At 36.5% G+C, this 18,724-nt stretch carries 18 protein-coding genes; 12 read left to right on the top strand and 6 right to left on the bottom strand.

Translation table 11 applies throughout. The features are described 5' to 3' along the window. Positions 1-54: 54 nt before the first annotated feature. Positions 55-441, bottom strand: coding sequence for a 30S ribosomal protein S9 (gene rpsI, locus AC59HC_RS21045; protein ID WP_002976218.1), 387 nt, complete (start codon positions 439-441; stop codon positions 55-57). 6 nt (positions 442-447) lie between these two features. Then, a complete protein-coding gene (gene rplM / locus AC59HC_RS21040; protein ID WP_002976217.1) occupies positions 448-903 on the bottom strand; it encodes a 50S ribosomal protein L13 in 456 nt (151 codons plus the stop codon). Between the two features lie 347 nt (positions 904-1,250). On the opposite strand from rplM, the gene AC59HC_RS21035 reads away from it, so the two are divergent. Continuing rightward, complete coding sequence (locus AC59HC_RS21035) at positions 1,251-2,348, top strand: DUF3667 domain-containing protein (protein WP_202841589.1); 1,098 nt, start codon at positions 1,251-1,253, stop codon at positions 2,346-2,348. A gap of 41 nt (positions 2,349-2,389) precedes the next feature. On the opposite strand, the gene AC59HC_RS21030 is transcribed toward AC59HC_RS21035, so the two are convergent. After that, positions 2,390-2,722, bottom strand: coding sequence for a hypothetical protein (locus tag AC59HC_RS21030; RefSeq protein ID WP_202841590.1), 333 nt, complete (start codon positions 2,720-2,722; stop codon positions 2,390-2,392). A gap of 201 nt (positions 2,723-2,923) precedes the next feature. On the opposite strand from AC59HC_RS21030, the gene AC59HC_RS21025 reads away from it, so the two are divergent. The 6 genes from AC59HC_RS21025 (at position 2,924) to AC59HC_RS21000 (ending at position 10,916) form a co-directional block, all read left to right on the top strand. Then, complete coding sequence (locus AC59HC_RS21025) at positions 2,924-3,322, top strand: hypothetical protein (protein ID WP_047435683.1); 399 nt, start codon at positions 2,924-2,926, stop codon at positions 3,320-3,322. Beyond that, entirely contained in the window at positions 3,319-4,566 is a 1,248-nt protein-coding gene (locus AC59HC_RS21020) for a hypothetical protein (protein WP_343642430.1), read from the top strand. Before AC59HC_RS21025 ends, AC59HC_RS21020 begins: the two co-directional genes overlap by 4 nt. A 260-nt stretch (positions 4,567-4,826) precedes the next feature. Continuing rightward, positions 4,827-8,174, top strand: coding sequence for a methylmalonyl-CoA mutase family protein (locus AC59HC_RS21015; protein ID WP_202841592.1), 3,348 nt, complete (start codon positions 4,827-4,829; stop codon positions 8,172-8,174). A gap of 154 nt (positions 8,175-8,328) precedes the next feature. Then, a complete protein-coding gene (locus AC59HC_RS21010; RefSeq protein ID WP_496559299.1) occupies positions 8,329-9,039 on the top strand; it encodes a Dph6-related ATP pyrophosphatase in 711 nt (236 codons plus the stop codon). 211 nt (positions 9,040-9,250) lie between these two features. Beyond that, entirely contained in the window at positions 9,251-10,363 is a 1,113-nt protein-coding gene (locus tag AC59HC_RS21005; protein WP_496559298.1) for a serine hydrolase domain-containing protein, read from the top strand. Between the two features lie 28 nt (positions 10,364-10,391). Continuing rightward, positions 10,392-10,916, top strand: a complete 525-nt coding sequence (locus AC59HC_RS21000) for a 2'-5' RNA ligase family protein (protein ID WP_496559297.1) — start codon at positions 10,392-10,394, stop codon at positions 10,914-10,916. A gap of 29 nt (positions 10,917-10,945) precedes the next feature. Here the strand turns inward: AC59HC_RS21000 and AC59HC_RS20995 are convergent, their stop codons facing one another. Both AC59HC_RS20995 and AC59HC_RS20990 read right to left on the bottom strand, forming a co-directional pair. Continuing rightward, the gene (locus AC59HC_RS20995; RefSeq protein WP_110011491.1) at positions 10,946-12,304 is read right to left on the bottom strand and encodes a T9SS type A sorting domain-containing protein; all 1,359 of its coding nucleotides are present in this window, start codon (positions 12,302-12,304) and stop codon (positions 10,946-10,948) included. 2 nt (positions 12,305-12,306) lie between these two features. Continuing rightward, on the bottom strand, positions 12,307-12,792 hold the full coding sequence (locus AC59HC_RS20990; protein ID WP_137905656.1) for a hypothetical protein: 486 nt from the start codon (positions 12,790-12,792) through the stop codon (positions 12,307-12,309). Between the two features lie 101 nt (positions 12,793-12,893). Between AC59HC_RS20990 and ruvC the strand changes: the two genes are divergently transcribed. The 5 genes from ruvC (at position 12,894) to AC59HC_RS20965 (ending at position 16,432) form a co-directional block, all read left to right on the top strand. Next, positions 12,894-13,448, top strand: a complete 555-nt coding sequence (gene ruvC, locus AC59HC_RS20985; protein ID WP_034692903.1) for a crossover junction endodeoxyribonuclease RuvC — start codon at positions 12,894-12,896, stop codon at positions 13,446-13,448. A 152-nt stretch (positions 13,449-13,600) separates the two neighbouring features. Next, a complete protein-coding gene (locus AC59HC_RS20980; protein WP_202841599.1) occupies positions 13,601-14,671 on the top strand; it encodes a DUF4407 domain-containing protein in 1,071 nt (356 codons plus the stop codon). Between the two features lie 173 nt (positions 14,672-14,844). Further along, complete coding sequence (locus AC59HC_RS20975; protein ID WP_496559296.1) at positions 14,845-15,438, top strand: phage tail protein; 594 nt, start codon at positions 14,845-14,847, stop codon at positions 15,436-15,438. A 5-nt stretch (positions 15,439-15,443) separates the two neighbouring features. After that, positions 15,444-16,136: a T9SS type A sorting domain-containing protein gene (locus tag AC59HC_RS20970; protein WP_110011495.1), complete on the top strand. Its 693-nt coding sequence runs from the start codon at positions 15,444-15,446 to the stop codon at positions 16,134-16,136. 98 nt (positions 16,137-16,234) lie between these two features. Then, positions 16,235-16,432 carry a KTSC domain-containing protein gene (locus AC59HC_RS20965; protein ID WP_110011496.1) on the top strand — a complete coding sequence of 66 codons (198 nt, stop codon included), beginning with the start codon at positions 16,235-16,237 and terminating at the stop codon, positions 16,430-16,432. A 53-nt stretch (positions 16,433-16,485) separates the two neighbouring features. Here AC59HC_RS20965 and AC59HC_RS20960 read toward each other — a convergent pair whose 3' ends face one another. After that, on the bottom strand, positions 16,486-18,354 hold the full coding sequence (locus tag AC59HC_RS20960) for a GEVED domain-containing protein (RefSeq protein WP_202841600.1): 1,869 nt from the start codon (positions 18,352-18,354) through the stop codon (positions 16,486-16,488). Positions 18,355-18,724 lie beyond the last annotated feature (370 nt).

The following is an 18,724-nucleotide window of genomic DNA, read 5'->3' as shown; positions in this document are numbered from 1 at the left end:
AATTTAATACATTCCTGTAGCCAATAGCCATAAGCCATCTGCCAACGAGAAATCTTAACGTTTTGAGAATTGGAATCTCTTTCTTGCTTTTTTCTGACCTGGCTTCTTTCTTTCCACCATTCTTGCGTCTCTTGTAAGTAAACCAGCTGGCTTCAATGCTAATCTGAACTCAGCGTTGATTTCGCATAAAGCTCTAGAAATACCTAATCTGATAGCTTCTGCCTGACCTGTATTACCACCACCGAATACGTTTACGGTAACGTCATACTGACCAACAGTCTCAGAAAGGATAAACGGTTGGTTTAATTTGTAAACCATCACGTCTGTAGAGAAATATTCTTTAGCATCTTTACCGTTTACTGTAATAACACCAGAACCTGGTTTTACATAAACTCTAGCTACAGAAGTTTTTCTTCTTCCGATTTTGTGAACTATAGACATAATTAATTATTTAAATTCGTTAACATTAATTGTTTTTGGCTGTTGAGCTTCATGTTTGTGCTCAGTTCCTTCATATAAATAAAGGTTCTTAAGGATAGCAGCTCCTAATCTGTTTTTAGGTAACATACCTTTTACAGATTTCTCTAATACCTTTAAAGAATCTTTCTTCTGAAGTTCAGCCGCAGTCATAGACTTCTGTCCACCAGGATATCCTGTATGCCAGATATAAGTCTTATCAGCCCACTTGTTTCCGGAAAGTGTAATTTTCCCAGCATTCAAAACGATTACGTTATCACCACAATCTACGTGAGGTGTGTAGTTCGTTTTGTGCTTACCTCTCAAAATCTTTGCAACCGTAGAAGCTAATCTACCTAACGGCTGTCCTTCAGCGTCTACCACAACCCATTCTTTATTAGCAGTAGCTTTGTTCGCTGAAACAGTTTTGTAACTTAATGTATTCACACGTTTTAGTTAAAGATTAAACATAATTTACCCCTAAAAGGGTGTGCAAAGGTACAAATTATTTTTGTAACCCAAAAACATATTTTATTTAATCTATATAATCTGTACGTCATCCCCCTCTATCATTAGATTTTAACATTATTTATAATTTGGCACAGATCTTGTGAACTCATGTGCCGATGAAAAGAAACACTTCGAAGATTCTAAAAACACAATGAAACAGCAAAGAGTTTATTCCCTCAACTCTTTCTTTTATTAACTTTACTTTAAAGATTTCCGTAAAATACCCAGATATCATTATAATTTCATTGAAATATTTATATTTGCGTTAATCATATTCTATATCCATGAGTCACGGAAAACTAAGAGAAGACAAAACCTGCCTGAACTGCGGGCATCAGGTTGAAGAAAGGTACTGCCCTCACTGCGGACAGGAAAATACTGAAAGACGGCAGCCCTTTTATTTTCTTTTTACCCATTTCATTGAAGATTTTACGCATTATGACGGCCAGTTCTGGGGAACTGTAAAAAACCTGTTATTTAAACCTGGTAAACTGACCAACACTTATCTTGAAGGGAAAAGACAGAAGTTTGTACCTCCTGTAAAGCTTTATATTTTTGTCAGTTTTATTACATTTTTTGTGTTTGCCCTTTTTCCTATGGTTAATATTGGTTCTTCGAAAGAGAGAAATACCGGAGAAAATGGCAAGACGAATCTACTGAAAGTCATGAAGCCTGTTGAAAAACAAAAGCTGATAGACAGCATAAAAGCAAAAAAACACCTGAATGGGGAAGACTCTCTTGCCATTGAAGGCCTGAAAGCAGTTCCCGACTCTTCTGAAATAGAAGATATCATTGACATGGATAAAAAGATAGATCCGGATGTTAGTTTCGGTGAATACAAAACCAGAAAGGCTTATGATTCGGCTAAAGCCAAAAATCCGTCATCTCTTAGTTTTATTGAAGCCCCAATTGTTCACAAATTCTTTGAACTAAAAGAAAAAGGAGTGAAGAAAAAGGAGATTATGGCCGGTATGGTAGAAAAGTCCTTTCATAATCTTCCCAAAGCACTTTTTATCTATCTTCCTCTTTTCGCATTCTTTTTATGGGTCTTCCATAGTAAGAAAAAATGGTGGTATTTTGATCACGGAATTTTCACGCTGCATTACTTCTCATTTTTACTGCTCACCATCTTACTCATTTTCTTACTCTCCAAATTAGCAGGTCTCACAGACCTCTGGCCGGTTAATACCATTTTGTATTTAGCAATATCACTCCTGTCATTGTACACGATGGCCTATTTCTTTATTGCTCACCGGCGCGTATATCGTGCTCATGGTCTGGTAAGCATTATTGTCGGGATGATATTATTCACCATTAACTTTATTGCCTTCATGTTTTTACTGCTGGGTCTTGCCCTGATCAGTTTCATGATGATTCATTAATAAAAAAAAGAGACTGTCGTATCGGACAGCCTCTTTTTTATTTATTTTCTCAGTGACTTTGTTGCCCTGAAACTTGCGATGACATAATAGGCCACAAATACCATGGAAAACTTCAGTATAGATGGAATAGCCAGTTCAAGTTTAAAAATTAAAGTACCAGCCCCAACCAGTATAGCCATCACTACAAAAGATAGCCCCAGCTTTTTAGCCAATGTAAAATCCGGAGTATCCAAATAATAAGCAATACCCCAGGCAGCACCAAAAGCAACGGCATAATATAACTCCAAACCGATGTTTTCTGAACTTAAAAGGAAATAATTAATCAGGAAGCTTACTATAGTTCCCAATGCGAAATATATCAACGCTTTTTGCATGTGTGTAAAAATATGCTGCAAAAATAGAAAATTTAATTGTGGCACAGAATCATCGCAGCTATTTAATTATTGAATAAAAGACTGCTTTTATATTTTAAAGCAATACAATATCACCCAAAAAGGTAATTGAATACCAATATTACAAATTATACATTTGAAATAAAATTAAGAGCTGAATTCACAAACCAAAAGTCAACAGACATGAAAAAAATCCCTCAAAAAACAGTAAAAATCACTCACTTTAAAGAAAATAATGTTGAAGTGAATGTAATAATCAGTGCCAACACACAATTTGGCGACCCTCATTTTATCATTAATGGAAAGAGAATAGATGATAACAATTTAAATGATGATAAATTTTCTTTTACCATTCCAAAAGCAGATTTAGCATCAGATCATTTACTTTTCGCGACTTCTTTCAATATTAATATGCAGGTAAATCATCTGCAGATTTTAATCAATACATGCAGGATAAAGTTTGAATTTCCTCAGATTCCTTCCAGGAATTTTCATTTCAATCCTTTTGAAGGTAAAACAACTGATGATTTATCCGGTAAGTTTATCTATGGTGTTTATAAATACATAAAAGTTGAGCTATGAAAAAGATAGTACTACTAGCAGTGCTGATGTCTAATATGACATTATTGTTTGCTCAAAGCAAAGAAATCAGTGCAGAGTTAAACAAACTCGAGCTTTCCAATGCACCAAGTGTAATGCTTCTCGGCTTGGCAAGTTCTGATCTGGAGACCCCGAAATCAAAAAAGGCTTTTATGTCCAGTATTGTCAATTCATTCAGCGAGAACGACGGTCTTCCCAATGCTTATGCAGTAGAACTTACTCCTACTCATTTATTTCCTCTGACGGAAATGGATGCTTTAAAGTATGCCGGCATTAAAAGCATTAAAAAAACAGATAATAGTTATGAGTATAAAAATAACATTTTCAGTGAAGCCAAAAACGTTTCTGTCTCATTTGCCTTTCTGAGAAATTATAAAATTGAAGATCTTGACACTGAAAATCCTTCGGTATCTTTTTCATTACGAACCACAGTATTTAAAATAAGAAATAAAAAAAACATAGAGGCTATTACAGACTCAAATAAAAATATTTCAAAGGCATTAACTGATATTCAGAGTGAGTTTTATCAATCACAGAAATATAAAGATATATATGCTTCCAATATCACCCAAAGTGAAAAAGAGAAAAAAATTGCACAAGCGCTAGAAGAATTTGCCACAGAGTATTACAAAGCGGAAACTGAAAATTATAAAAAATACCTTGACGAAAAACCTGCTTTTCAACTGGATGTAGCTTCGGCCTATAGTACTTTCTTTTTAGATAATCAGTTTAAGAATAATCAATTCGGGAAATTGGGATTCTGGATAACCATGAGCTCCGGGATCAATCTGGAAAGAACAAAAACTCCACAGAAAAAAGAAGATCAAAATAATGAAAAATCAAAAGTAATTATCAAAGAAGCCTCTACCACAGATGCTTCAAAGATTGAAAAAAGATTAAATTTCTATGCTGTTGCGAGATACATGCAGGATAAAACGGTTTATGATGCAGCCAGCGGATTCAGCAGGACTGATAATTATGATTTCGGTGGCAAAATAGAGCTTGTATACAACAGATTCTCTATTGGCTATGAGTTCATCTACAGAAGCAGCGATTTGGATGATACCTACCGTTCCAATGGAGTCATCAACTATAAAGTGTCTGACAGTGTGTATATCAATGCTGCCTTTGGAAAAAATTATGGTGACAAGAATAATCTTATTACATTTTTAGGATTAAACTGGGGACTGGACAGCAAAAGAAAAACACTTTTTTCAGAAAAATAATAATACAGATCATTTTTTATGAAATAAAGACCAAACTTCATGACACAAAAGAAAAAATGTCAGCGGGTTATTATCTGCTGACATTTATATTTTTACAGAATAGTGTAATAATCTGTAAAATACAGAGCTAGCCTCTAACAAAGTTTTTCGAGCTCAAAAAACAATTATCATAAACGTTTAAAAATCAGAATTTTACTCTACAATACGAGGTTTTTATTTTATTGCTATATTTGAGAACTTAGAAACTGTCTAGAATTTTTATGGAAACCCAAAAATATACTCCAACCAACAAGGTAAGAATCGTAACTGCTGCCTCATTATTTGATGGGCACGATGCTGCGATCAATATTATGCGTCGTGTGATTCAGGGAACAGGATGCGAAGTGATCCACCTGGGACACGATAAATCAGCAGAGGAAGTTGTAAATACAGCCATCCAGGAAGATGCCAATGCTATTGCATTAACTTCATATCAGGGAGGTCACAATGAATATTTCAAATATATCTATGACCTTTTGAGAGAAAAAAACTCACCGCAGATCAAAATTTTTGGCGGCGGAGGCGGTGTAATCCTTCCGGAAGAAATCAAAGACCTTATGTCTTATGGTATCGACAGGATTTATTCTCCGGATGACGGCCGTGAGCTTGGGCTTCAGGGAATGATTGATGACCTGGTACAACGATCAGATTTTGCAACAGGAAAAGATGTTACCGCAAAAGATCTTGACAATATTAGCTTTGAAAATCCATCAAGTATTGCACAAATCATCTCAGCCGTAGAAAACTTTTCAGAAGAAAAACCTGAACTTGTAAAAGCTATTGACGAAAAGTCTAAAGATCTGACTATTCCAATCATTGGTATTACAGGTACCGGAGGAGCAGGTAAATCTTCATTAACGGATGAACTGGTAAGACGTTTCTTACGTTCCAATACAGACAAAAAAATCGCTATTATTTCCATTGACCCTTCGAAAAAGAAAACCGGAGGTGCTTTATTGGGAGACAGAATCCGTATGAATGCAATCAATGATCCAAGAGTTTATATGCGTTCTATGGCAACCAGAGAAAACAACGTTTCTGTTTCTCCATTTATTCATTCTGCACTGAATGTATTAAAACTGGCTCATCCGGATGTCATCATCCTTGAAACTTCGGGAATCGGGCAGTCTGGTTCAGAAGTTTCTGATTTTGCAGATGTTTCCATGTATGTAATGACTCCTGAATACGGAGCTTCTACTCAGCTGGAAAAAATCGACATGTTAGACTATGCGGATCTGGTAGCATTGAATAAATCTGACAAACGTGGAGCACTGGATGCTCTTCAGGCCGTAAGAAAACAGTTCCAGAGAAACCATTTGCTATGGGAAAGCCCATTAGATGATATGCCGGTGTATGCTACCAAGGCGTCTCAGTTTAATGATCATGGAACAACAGAATTATACAACAGATTAATTTCAAAAGTAAACGATAAATTCTCCGGATTGAATCTAAAAACTTTTGTAGAACAGGAAGTGACAGAAGAAGTAACGATTATTCCTCCAAAAAGAGTCCGTTACCTTTCTGAAATTGTTGAAAACAATAAACAATACGACATCAATATTGAGAAACAGGCTGAACTGGCCAGAAAAATGTATCATATTGAAGGCGTAAAAAATATCATTTCCAATGATATTCTGGATGCTGAATACCAAAAGGCGGAAAAAGAGCTGCAACAAGAAAATATCGATTTCCTGAAGACCTGGGATGATACAAAAAAAGCATTCCATGCAGAGTTTTATTCTTATTTCGTAAGAGGAAAAGAAATTAAAGTTGAAACTTCTACTGAGTCTTTATCTCACCTGAGAATTCCTAAAATTGCATTACCAAAATACAATGACTGGGGTGATCTGATCAGATGGAAAGGCCAGGAAAACCTTCCGGGAAGCTTCCCTTACACGGCAGGTATTTATCCGTTCAAGAGAACCGGTGAAGATCCTACAAGGATGTTTGCAGGAGAAGGAGGCCCTGAAAGAACCAACAGAAGATTCCATTATGTTTCTGCAGAAATGCCTGCAAAACGTTTATCTACTGCATTTGACTCTGTAACCTTATATGGTCAGGATCCTGCTTTACCACCGGATATTTATGGTAAAATCGGGAATGCGGGAGTTTCTATTGCAACACTGGATGATGCTAAGAAATTATATTCCGGATTTGATCTTGTCAACGCACTAACTTCGGTTTCAATGACGATCAACGGTCCTGCACCGATGCTGTTGGCCTTCTTTATGAATGCTGCCATCGATCAGAATGTTGAAAAATATATCAAAGAAAACGGTTTAGAGTCTAAAGTAGAAGCTAAGCTTAAGGAAAAATTTGACGATAAAGGGTTAGAAAGACCTAAATATAACGGTGAACTTCCTCCATCCAACAATGGTTTGGGATTACAGCTTTTAGGATTAACCGGTGATGAAGTGATTCCTGCTGATATATACGCAGAAATTAAAGCTAAAACAATTGCTACGGTTCGTGGTACTGTTCAGGCGGACATCTTAAAAGAAGACCAGGCACAGAACACCTGTATTTTCTCTACAGAATTTGCCTTAAGATTAATGGGTGATGTTCAGGAATATTTCATCAGAGAAAAAGTAAGAAACTTCTACTCTGTTTCTATTTCGGGATACCATATTGCTGAAGCTGGAGCCAATCCGGTTTCCCAATTAGCATTTACACTGGCTAACGGGTTCACTTATGTTGAATATTATTTAAGCCGTGGAATGGATATCAATGATTTTGCACCGAACTTATCTTTCTTCTTCTCCAACGGTATCGATCCTGAATACTCAGTAATCGGACGTGTAGCAAGAAGAATCTGGGCAAAAGCGATGAAATTAAAATACGGAGCAGACGAAAGAAGCCAGATGCTGAAATACCACATCCAGACTTCGGGACGTTCTCTGCACGCTCAGGAAATTGATTTCAATGATATCAGAACCACGCTTCAGGCACTGTATGCGATCTACGATAACTGTAATTCACTTCATACCAATGCTTATGATGAAGCGATCACTACTCCTACCGAGCAGTCTGTAAGAAGAGCGATGGCAATCCAGTTAATCATCAATAAAGAATTAGGATTGGCTAAAAATGAGAATCCGCTTCAGGGGTCATTCATCATTGAAGAATTAACGGATCTCGTAGAGGAAGCTGTATATACTGAATTTGACAGAATCACAGAAAGAGGTGGTGTTCTCGGAGCGATGGAAACGATGTATCAGCGTTCAAAAATCCAGGAAGAATCTATGCATTACGAATGGCTGAAGCATACCGGTGAATATCCTATTATCGGAGTGAATACCTTCTTAGGAAAAGATGGTTCACCAACCGTTCTACCGGGAGAAGTTATCCGTTCTACGGAAGAGGAGAAACAGGCACAGATTGAGTCTCTTCACAACTTCCAGCAGGCCAATGAAAATAAGTCTGAGGAAGCTTTAAGAAAACTTCAACATGCAGCCATCAACCAGCAGAACTTATTTGAAGTAATGATGGATGCTGTGAAATACTGTTCTTTAGGACAAATTACCAATGCTTTATTTGAAGTGGGTGGTAAATACAGAAGAAATATGTAAGGCTATACAGCAAACATTTTTATAAATCAAACCTCAAAGGATTTCTTTGAGGTTTTTATTTTAATTGTAATAAAAACCAAGAACACTATTTCGTCATCTGATTTAATTTCAAAACCCTTCTTAAATCCTTATTTTTGACAGATTTATTTTTACAATGAAACCAAAAGCATTATTCAACTGGAGCAGCGGAAAAGACTCTTCCCTTGCTCTTTATAAAATACTAAAGGAGGATCAATATGAGATTTCTACACTGCTTACCAGCATCAATCAGGAGTTTCAAAGGATTTCTATGCATGGAGTTCATGTATCGCTTTTAGAAAAACAGGCAGAAAGCCTTGGGATTCCTTTGATCAAAATGGAATTTCCAAAAGAACCATCCATGGAAGAATACCAACAGATCATGAGTAAGACAATGACTGAAATTCAGGCTCAGGGCATTACCCATTCCATTTTCGGAGATATTTTTCTGGAAGACCTGCGAAAATACAGGGAAGACCAATTAAATGTTATCGGTATGAAAGCCTTATTTCCTCTATGGAAACAAAATACAACTGACCTCATCCGTGAATTTCTGGACCTTGGTTTTAAAACGATTGTAACATGTGTGAACGGATCTTATCTTGATAAAAGCTTCGCCGGAAGGATTATTGATCAGCAATTCATTGATGACCTTCCTGAAAATGTAGATCCGTGCGGAGAAAACGGAGAGTTCCATACCTTTACTTTTGATGGACCTATTTTCAAAAATCCTGTTGAATTCAAAATCGGGGAAACCGTCAAAAAGACTTATCCTAAGCCTAAAACAAGTCCTGAAGAAGAAGACGGAGAATATGTTTTCTGGTTCAGTGACCTGATATTAAGATAAACCTGCGAGCTTTCTTTCACAGGTTCTTTCAATGTATTATTTCCTCAGCAACACCCTTATTCATAACATTGAAATATTCCACAAAAGCTGATTAAATCTATATAAAGTTGTTCCAGCAGCCTATCCTAGCACGCAATTTGCTTCTCTTAATGCTCTTCAGGATATTTTAGTATCTTTAAGAGTATAATCATCATTTAAAAATACAACACCTGTGATCAAAAATTTATTATTCCTGTCTTTTTTCTGTTTTTTATTTTCCTGTACAACAACTGAGGGTCCAAAAATTACCCCGGTTGATAAAAAAGCAATTATAGACTCTACCATCTCAGCTTTTCAGAAAACACTTTTGGAACAACAGATTGATTCTGCTTTTAAAAAGTATCATTTCAATGGAAGCATTGCTGTTTTTAAAGACACCATTCCTCTTTACAGAAGAGAAAACGGATATTCTGATTTTAAGAAGAAAACTAAAATTGACAGCAATACCATTTTTGCGATAGGATCTGTGAGCAAACAATTTACCGCTGTTTTAATCTTACTTCAGATGGAGCATGGAAAACTGAATGTGACAGATAAGGCTTCAAAATACCTGAAGGAATTTCAGATCAAAGAATATGAAAACATTACGATTCACCAACTGTTAAACCACACTTCAGGATTGAACCTGATGGGTGGAAAGCTGATGTTTAAAAGCGGATCAGATTTCTATTACTCCAACGATGGTTTTAATGCACTTGGAAAAATTGTGGAAAAAGTCTCCGGAAAATCCTATCATGAAAATGCATTGGAACTTTTTAAAAAAGCAGGAATGTCCCATTCTTCAACAGGAGACATTTTCAAAGGAAATAACTTTGCCAGTGCTTATGTTGGTACTCCTGCTAAATTCTCTGAGGTTCCCAATATGCCGAAAAGATTAGGCGGGTCGGAAATCGGAACACCTGCCGGAGGAATACTGTCTACCATTGAAGATCTTCATTTATGGAATAATGCTCTGTACAGCGGGAAAATTCTAAAACCCGAAACCTTGAAACTCTTCATGGCCAAAAGTGCGGAAAGACGCCATGCTATCTTTGGGAAAATGGGTTATGCTTACGGAATTATGCTTAACATCGGCCAACCCAATTCCTATTTCCACAGTGGTTATGTAAAAGGTTCTCCTTCTTTAAATATTTATTATCCGGACACCAAAACGTCTGTGATTATTCTGTCTAATATTGCAGATGAAGAAAGAGGAAAAGGCGCGATCTTCAGACCTCATATTGAAGTAAAAAGGATCACTGATCATCTTGAGAATACGCTTACACAGCTCAGGATAAAACATTAATTCCCGGAAGTAAAAAAAAAATTGCCGTATGAAAAAAATGTATTTCATTGCAGTTTATCCTCCGCAGGAGATTATTGAGGAAATAAAAGTCTTTAAAAAAGATCTGGCAACCAATTATGCCAATTCCAAGGCTTTGAAAAATGAAGCACATATTACACTCTTCCCTCCCTTTTCAAGAGAAATTGAGCTGGAGGAGGATATTCATATTGCTTTTCAGAAGATCAATACTGAAATTATACCTTTTGAAGTAGAACTGGATGGTTTTGGAAGCTTTCCCAATCCTAAAAATCCTGTCCTCTATATTCAGCCCAAAGAAAGTAGTCAATTAATAGAACTTTATCATAGGGTAAAAGAGCGTTTTAATTTCGCAAAGTATTCGTTTAATCCGCATATGACTGTAGGATACAGAGATCTGACCTGGGAAAATTATCTTAAAGCCTGGGAAAAATATGAAAACATGGAATACAAAACTAAATTCTTAGTAGATAAAATAATACTTCTTCGCCATGACGGACGGTGGGTACCCATAACAGAGAAAAAACTGGAAAAATAAAACCGGCTCCCAGAGCCGGTTTCGTGTAATTATTCTTTAATGATTTTCTGAGAAATGATCAGATTTTTATTTTCTTTTACATTCAACAGATACGTACCTGCCGGATAGTTTTTAATATCAACCCGTATTGCAGAATCATTCAGTTCAAATCTGGATGGAATAAGTTTTCCTGAAGCGTCATACACTTCTACTTTTACATCTTTTGAAAAGCCCTGTTTGCCCTTAATAAAAAATTCGCCATCTGTAGGATTAGGGTAAATACTGAAACGACGCTCTTCCGCTTTGACTTCTGAGAGTTTAAGAGTTGATTTGCTCAGTGTCCATGAAACATTGGTAACATGGAGTGTGCTGTGATTGTCTACTTTTAAAAGCGGATTGTTATCCACTACCGATAATATCAAAGTATTATTTCCGTTGTTAAGTTGTCCGGGAGTAATCGTTATGCTATTTCCCGTTGCTCCCAGAGCCGTTCCGTTTAAGCTCCATGAATTGACCAGCGTGTTCGGAATGGGAAGAATTTCATTCACAGTGAAGGTAACATTGGATGTAGCATCAACGGCTGTATTATTGGCCGGAGTATAGGAATCCACAGGGGAAACCAGAGTATGAATCCTTTCAATAATTGCCTCTTTACACACAGAGCAGAACTGCTGGTTAAGATATCTCATTTCACAGCTCTGATGGGGTCTGAACCAGCTTGGGCTTTCAGCATGGGCATATACTCCTACCCCATTTAATCCTACCCAGTTTTTCCATTTTATCGTTGCCGGATTAGAATTTTGTGTTTTATTGGGAGATTCCAGCGAACCGGAAAACCAATATTCATCGGCCAATTTTCCAAAGGAATGTCCCAGTTCATGCACTACAATTTCATTGGAAGAACCGTTGAGTGAAGCAAAAGCATAGGTACCACCACAACCTCCGTATTCTGTAGAATTACCCAGCACATAAGTAATATCATAGTCCGGGATATTGGCAGCCAGAACCTGTCCTACTTTATTGGTAGTATTGCTGTATATACACCTGTGAACTCCTACATCGAAAGTAGACCCAAGATAGTTATTGGGATTAGTTACAGGAATTACAGGCTCTGCAACATCTGCTGCGGTTCCGGGATGCTTTACTCCTGATTCTGTGGAAATTACTTTTACCGCATAGGCATTAAAGTAATTCTTATATTCTGTATAAGGACTTTTCGTAAAAAGATAGTTGATCGTATTCTGAGCCGATGTTGTAAAAGCAGTTTGCTGTGCAGCGGTAAACCCGTCTCCCAACACTGCAATAACAATCCGCTTACTGTTGTCCCCGTTTTGTAATAGCGGAACGGTCTCAAAAGTCTGGGCAAAACAACTGCTTCCTATTAAAAGGGATAATAAAGTTTTTTTCATGATTATAGTTTTTGTGTGAATATTACTTGTGCACCATCCTCAGTTGCTTTTTCAATCTTTACCGACTGTACATTTTCAGAGTAAGAAAACCTGGCACTGAATTCGGTATTTTGAAGGGAAGCTTTATGTCTGGATATTCCCTCTTTTTCATATACTTCCAGTTCAGGATTGAAAGGATCTTTCACCAGCTGTTTACCCATTTCTTTTCCGTCAGCTCCTGTTAATGTAATCACAAGATCACCCTTACGGATGTTGTTTCTTTCAAATGAAGGCATCTGTTTCAATCTGCCATCTGCAATTTTAGTACTCTGGAGAGTAATTTTTGCATTTCCCGACTGATCTTTATCTGCTTTGAAAAACAAATAAATGATCCGTTCGCTCTTTGCTGTAAAAGCTTCTGAATGCTTATTCTGAACTAAATTATTTCTCTCTTTAAGGCTAAACAAGAGAAAGACAGGAACAATTAATACATTAAATACATTTTTCATGATCATTTTTATTTAAAGATATTAAAATTTTAAACATAAACGAAAATCATTACCAATACTTTTTCCACTAAAAAAACATAGAAAGTCCTATCTTTGAAGCAATGATTTCAGAGAAAATAATTTTAGGAATTGACCCGGGGACAACGGTAATGGGATTTGGTATCATCTCCGTAAAAAAAGGAAAAATGGAGATGGTTTCTATTCATGAACTTATCCTGAAAAAATATCCCAATCACGAAACCAAGCTGAAGTATATTTTTGAAAGAACCCTTTCTCTTATTGATGAGTTTCATCCTGATGAAGTAGCTCTTGAAGCTCCTTTCTATGGGAAAAACGTTCAGAGTATGCTAAAACTTGGCCGTGCTCAGGGCGTTGCTATGGCAGCCAGTCTTTACAGAAATATTCCTATAACCGAATATTCTCCAAAAAAAATCAAAATGGCGATCACCGGAAACGGAAATGCCAGCAAGGAACAGGTAGCAGGAATGCTTCAGAACCTTCTTAAATTAAAGGAGTTTCCTACAAAATATTTAGATGCTTCCGATGGTCTTGCCGTAGCTGTATGTCATCATTTTAATTCCGGGACAATAGCAGATACGAAATCGTATTCCGGATGGGAGAGCTTTCTTAAACAAAATCCGGACAGATTGAAATAGGTTCCACATTCTTTTTTCAATTTTTCAAAAACAAAATTTAACATTCTAAAAAACAGCATTTTACCCAAACAAACACAATTACTTGGTAAAACATAATACTATCTTTTACATTGGTATGATTTTTAGTACTACCTTTGTATAAATTTTCAGTTATGAAAACAAACCAACAAACTATAAATCAAGGGACTCATACAATAAACTGGTTCCAAAAGTTTCTGATGGTATGTTCAGGCGGGAACATCCATATTTTAAGAAAAACTCCGAGTGAATGGAACAAGTTTTCCGGTATCGGGGGTATCGTACTTTTCACTGCAGTATTCGCTACTTTGTCTGCAGGCTATGCAATGTATACAGTATTCGACAATATCTGGGCGGCTGTAGGATTTGGAATCCTGTGGGGTCTGATGATCTTCAATCTTGACCGTTATATTGTTTCTTCCATCAAAAAAACAGGAACATGGTGGAATCAGATTCTGATGGCTATTCCGCGTCTCATCCTTGCTACGTTCCTGGGAATTATTATTTCCAAACCTTTAGAACTTAAAATTTTTGAAAAAGAAGTCAACAAACAGCTGAATACCATTATTCAAAGAAATAAAAAACAACTGCAGGGTGAAATGAACGGGCGAATTCTTCAGCAGAGCGGTCCTTTTGAAACAGAAAAGCAGCAGATTTCAGGAAAAATCGCTCAGTATCAGCAGGCATATGATTCGGCTTCGGTAGAGCTTGAGAAAGAAATTCTGGGTAAGCAATCCGGACTTACCAGTGGAAAAGAAGGCTATGGTCCCAATGCAAAACGTAAACAGCAACTGAAGGAGCAACGCAGACTTGATCTGGAAAATTATCAGAAACAAGCGGCTCCAAGGCTGGAATATTTAGACAAAGAAATATCGAAGGTATACACAAATCTGGAAACGGAAAGAAAATCTACAGAAACATTTGAAGATAAATTCAATGGTTTTGCAGCAAGGCTTCAGGCTTTGGACGAACTTGGTAAGAATTCTGCCATCATTGGGCTTGCAGCCACTTTTATCATGGGATTGTTTATCTGCCTTGAGATTTCTCCGGTTCTGGTAAAACTGATTTCTCATATAGGACCCTATGATTATCTTTTAGAAAAAACAGAAAACGATTTCAGGCTGTATTCTAAAGAAAAAATTGAAAAAGGAAATGCATTGACTGATTTCAGAATCGATGATTTTAAAGATAATCTTAAACATTAAAATGATCATTTAATACATTATTAGCTGTTAAATATTAGAGAAAAAATCTATAATAAATCAATTTTCAATAAATAAAATCTAACCTTTTGTTATATAACGAAAGGTTTTTCTTTTAATCAAGCATTTTATGTAAAATATTTTCTAATTTTATACTACTTAAAATTCTTGCTATCATGAAAAACTTAATTTTTGCATGTACACTGCTGATATGCAGTGCATTTGTTCCCGCTCTAAAAGCACAGGCATCAGAACCATTTTTAGGGCAAATAGCCTTTGTACCTTATAATTTTGCTCCAAAATACTGGGCAGAATGTAATGGGCAGCTTCTGCCCATCGCGCAAAATCAAGCACTTTTTTCACTGTTAGGAACCACTTATGGAGGAAACGGAGTTACCACATTTGCTTTACCTGATATGCGGGGAAGAGTACTTGTTCATAACGGACAGGCACCGGGCGGCCCTACAATGTACACCATGGGAGAAACCGGAGGAACTGAGAGTGTAACATTATTGGTAACACAAATGCCGGCTCATAATCATACCGTGAATGCTGTAACAACGGAAGGAAATCAAAATTCTCCAACCAATAATCTTCCGGCAGACACCAAAACACTTGACAAAGAATATTCCGATGCAACGGCAAATACGACCATGAAAAACACAATGGTAGGAAGCACAGGAGGAAGCCAGCCTCATGAAAACAGACCTCCGTTTATTACGCTGAAATGTATCATTGCATTAGCAGGAGTCTATCCATCTCAAAACTAATCGTTATGAAAATTCTTTACTTATTATGTCTTGTTATAGGAAGCTCAGCTTTTACACAGACAATAACATTCAGTGGATGTCCCAATCTGTTTGATAGCCCACCTAATACGTATGTATTTAACAAAACAGGAGTAGATGCCTTTAGTAAGAACATCTACATGACCAGTCCTATTGATGGCGGACAGGATTGTAGTGGATTAGGTACCTGTGAATTTAAAATCCAATGGAACAATGCTCTTACAAGATGGGAATTTCTTGGTGATGAAGGAAACGGAACTTTTACAACTCCTTATCTGATTTATTATAACTCAACAGGTAATAATTCTGTTCCGATACCTCCCGGTAACAGTATCGGAACCTGGGTTGAAAATACAGCAATGACTAACGGGCAATGTGGAGGAAATCTTACTGCAGTAAACTCCACCATGACAGGTGATGTACAGACCACTACATTAGGAACTTCAGACCTTTCAAAAAATAAAATTCAGATCTTCCCTAATCCTGTGGTTGATTTTATTACTATTTCCGGTATTGACGATGGGCTAACCATCCAGATTTACAATATTGACGGACGTCTGGTAAAATCAGAAATGTTTGATTCCAAGATTGATGTTTCACAACTTGTTCCCGGAGGATATATATTAAAAATAAATACCCGGAATTTTCAGATACATCAATTTAAATTCATGAAAAAATAGAATGATATTCTGTTTCAAGAAATCAATTACTGAAGCTTTCGGAAATTTCGGAAGCTTTTTATTTTATGGCAAGGAATGTTTTTTGCATGAAATGAAGTATGCCTTCAAGTGTTGTCAATCATTTCATCTATTTTCCGGATACTGAAATATTAAAAATTATATATCAGTCGGGAGCAGTTTATGATTATCTTAAGGTACCTCCTGATATTGTTGAAAATTTTAGAAAAGCTAGATCTAAGGGGCAATTTCTTAATAAAGTTATTAAGCCAAGGTTTAAGTACAGGAAGATGGAATAAAAAATGTCCCCATTACAATGGAGACATTTATATATACCTGAATGAAGATCAGTTTATTTAATGATTAATTTAGAAGACTTACTGTCTTTTCCATTAGAAATCTGAATCATATAAACTCCTTTTTCTAATTGCTGGTCCACTTTATAAACACCGTTTCCTTCTTCAGTCACAGCTGGACTTGCCAACAATCTTCCTGACATATCAGAAATAGAAACCTTCAGATTTTTACCATTTTTAGCTTTAATGAAGATTTTATCTCCGGTTGCTACCGGGTTAGGATAAACTGTTAAATCACCATTATCTGCTTTCACTTCGCTTGTTCCCAGATTGGTAACAAATTTTACAGTATAATCTTCAACCTGCCCATACATTAATTGCCCACAAGGAGTCATATTAGGGTTCTCATCATCAACAAGAACTCTCATTCTTAGTGGAGTGTTCAATACTACTGAGGCTGGGGCTGTAATCGTTGTACTGTACGTACCTATTAAGGTAACCGGATCCGCAATAATGTTATCAGCTGAACCTACAAGTTCAGAAGCTTCAAAAGTACCATTATTATTGTAATCGATCCATATTCTTACATCATTATTTGAATCTGAAACATTCACCTGAAGATTATGAGTTCCCGTTGCAGAAAGCTCAGTTGATGTTGCTCTTAAGCAGTTTGCACCTGTATAATCTTCATAAAAATTAGCAGCAGCCTGCCAATATCCTGTTGATGCATTATTAATATTTCCCAGTTTTACTAAAGTAGGGCCTACAAAATAGTTACTTGGTGTAGTGATACCTGTTGGGTTACATGCAGCAGCAATAGGAGTTCCAATTGCAGCTCCTGCAGAAGGAGCCGTTGCACCTAATGAAGTACTCAACCCTCCTTTCATCAAGAAAAAGTAAAGAGCTGCTCTGTCATGCTGTCCATTTGTAAATTTAAATGCTATCGGATTGGTATAGTTCATCATATTATACTGTACGCCCTGATAGTTTGTTCCTGTACAATAATTCATATCATTGTTGGTTGGTGCAGGATCGTTTAGCAAACTTCTTGATCTTTCTGTATCACAAACCTGATCATCGTCTTTGTTACAGTCATTATTAGTCATTGGTGGACAGTAGGTCGTAGAAGTAGTTCCTTGTGGCGGCTGAGCGTTAGCATTACCAAATGTATGAAGTAATCCCATACTATGTCCAAACTCGTGAGCCAGAGTAATATCATCCTGTAAAGTAACTACAAAAGATTTCATAAAGGATTCGTAGTTAGCATCGGCATTTTGAGGCAGCCCTGCCCATCCCATGATACCATATGTTCCACCTCCATCTACTTTATTCATGATATAGATATTAAAGTAAGACGCTTCCGGCCAGTGTGGCGCAATAGTCTTTACCTGATCCGTAGTAACCCCATTTGCTCCACTACGCTTTACTCCATAAGTATCATATCCTGCAAGTGCTCCTCCATTATATCTGATAATACCTGTAGTAGCATTACAGTTAGGGTCTCTTTTAGCCAATACCAATTTAATCGGCATCGTAGCAGCAGTACCAAAATCTGCCGGAACTCCCTGAGCCCATTGATAAGTTCCTGCATACATTTCATTACAATGATCCAGCCAGGCCTGAATTTGTGCATCACTCTTATTGTAAGCAGTACCAATAGCCGCACCCGTAGGTGCTATTACGTGTACAACTACAGGAATTTCATAAACTCCATTTACAATTTTGTACGCACTTCCATTTTTAGCAGTAGTATTTTGATTACTGCTAATAACTTTGTTACGGATATTACGAATCATTTCATCAATTTCCGCATTCTGTTTTTGGTGTACTCTCTGTTCATTATCAAAGTCACACCACTCTTTTTTTTGCTGTGCAGATACTGAAAGGGATAGTAACAAAGCCCCACAAAGGATAGTTTTCTTCATTTTACTAATTTAAAAAATTAAACAATTTAAAAATTTACAGCCTTTACATTCTTACCCGTGATACTCACAACTAAAACAAGCAATAAATTTAAAATTTCATTACAGTTAGTAGAAAAAAACTAAATATTGTTACATTCAAATCATAAAATAAAATTAACGCGAAACCAAATACAATAAACTTTATTTATATTATAATTATAAAAAACGGAAAAATAAAACCAAATCGATAATTTAATAAACAGATAATTTAAAATTAACACCCTGTCAACCAGACTATTAAAACAGAATCATACTGACTAGTCCTGAAAAAGGTTGACTAGTTTAATATTTCAAATATACTTAAATCAGAGTAGGAATTTTCCTATTCTGA

The sequence above is a fragment of the Chryseobacterium sp. DZ-32 genome (genome assembly GCF_059587025.1).
Note: the sequence above shows the minus strand (reverse complement) of the source record. Positions and strands in the feature narration are given on the sequence as shown.